Source organism: Candidatus Kurthia intestinigallinarum, from assembly GCF_003991225.1.
In the GTDB taxonomy this organism is placed as follows: domain Bacteria; phylum Bacillota; class Bacilli; order Bacillales_A; family Planococcaceae; genus Kurthia; species Kurthia populi.
Window position 1 is genome coordinate 1 of the sequence record NZ_JTFC01000237.1, and the last position, 1748, is coordinate 1748.

Annotated in this window: 2 protein-coding genes; both read left to right on the forward strand. The window is 31.5% G+C overall.

Annotated elements, in window-relative coordinates; genetic code table 11:
* Positions 1 to 778 (forward strand): ParA family protein (locus tag QI30_RS20135; RefSeq protein ID WP_158621118.1); only part of this gene is annotated, 778 nt, incomplete at its 5' end.
* 308 nt (positions 779 to 1086) lie between these two features.
* Entirely contained in the window at positions 1087 to 1476 is a 390-nt protein-coding gene (locus tag QI30_RS20140; RefSeq protein ID WP_126992160.1) for a hypothetical protein, read from the forward strand.
* Positions 1477 to 1748 lie beyond the last annotated feature (272 nt).

A 1748-nucleotide genomic window follows, 5' to 3' on the forward strand; every position in this document is an offset into this window, starting at 1 on the left:
GTTGCCTCACAATGACCAAATTATAGATTGGGCAGATACGTTGCCTTTACAAAATAAAAGTGAGGAACTCTGGTACTTTTCTGAGCTCCTACAAAAGATTAAATTTAAATACGATATTATCGTCATTGATATCCCTCCAACAATTTCTATTGTCACAGATGTTGCGCTGTGTGCCTCAGATTACGCTGTTTTTGTTGTACAGACGCAAAAACACTCGCTAGAAGGCGCAAAAAAGATGTTCAGTTATTTAGAAACATCTATTGAAAAATTAAATACGGACATTGCTGTACTAGGGATTTTACCAGTAATGCTTAAAACCAATGCACTTATAGACAACGATATATTAAAAGATATTGAGAAAGATTTTGATGAAAATCTTCTGCTACCTGATTGTGTGAAACAGACAGAGCGTATAAAACAGTACGGTACTTCAGGCATAACATCCCTCCAACAAAATACGCAAGATCAGGATATACACGCTACATATATACGTATTGCGGAGGAACTATTAAGTAGAATGGAAATCATGAATGAAAAAGAAAAACAGATAAAAGGGAATGAACAAAAATTGGATACATTTCGAAATTATAAAAAAGTAGAGCTTAGCAGTTCATCTTCAATTAGAATGTCAACCGAAGTAATTGATATCTTAAGATATTTGAAAATGTCTAGAGATTGTAAAAGCATAGATGATTTAATTCGTTCGTTGTTGGACCGTGAATTAGATTATTTATCTGAAGCAGAACTACAATATTGTATAGAGAAGCTACACGCATAAATAAATTATTGACTGAAAGGGCAGCTTATTTTTTAGCTGCTCTTTCTTTATATAGAAATCTGATATCAATTATATGAGTTTGAGAAATTTAGCAAAATACGTATGCAAGTACGCGTAACGGGTTATTATGAGAGTTTACAAAAACAGAGCATACGTTCTCGTTTTGTGATATCTTTAAATATGGATAAAATTTGAATTTATAATGTCTTAAAACTAATTTATCTATAATTCAGATAAATGACGTCATTTAAGAAAGGCAAAACTTTTAGAATATATAAATGATGTTACGCAGTAAAGGAAGGAATCTAATGGATAATCAATCAAAAGAAACTATTATTAAAAACCTGCAGCAATTTATTAATTTTACACAACGCTCAAATAGTTGGTTCATTGAAAAAACAAATATTTCAAAAGAAGATTTCGAAAATCTGTTAAATGGTGAAGGAGATATTTTGAACAACATTGAAAAAATCCTGCAGCTTTATGGCATTGAGAATAAGTTCTATTTTCATCAGAAAGATTTTAAATTACCAGAACGTCCGCGTAATCGATTAATAACAGATCTTCCTTCGATTCATCGAGAAGAAGTTAAAAATGAAGAAACAGATTTTAAATTGACGATGGAAATGTTAGATGATTTTGTAAATATATTTGAACTTTTGAAGGCCAATCAAGTAAATAAAGTTAACTATAAATAAGAGTAGACAAAATCGGCTACTCGGTACGATAAATGTATCAATCAAACGAGATGCTATTTCTATGCCTACAAATAAATTAACCATTGTCTTAGTTAAACTATATCTCTTTCCAGCTGAAGCTGAAACGCTCCATTCCGCTCATGATGCAGCTGGATCAAGTTATATCATCGAAACCGCTGAAACCGAAATTTCCCTCTTCAATGACGTAAATCAGTGCATCATCTACTATTGTCAATCTTAACCATTTGTATTCCTACTCAAAGAAAAATAAT

Coding starts and splice junctions, on each gene's coding strand:
- QI30_RS20140 (WP_126992160.1), top strand. CDS start 1,087: ATGGATAATCAATCAAAAGAAACTATTATTAAAAACCTGCAGCAATTT.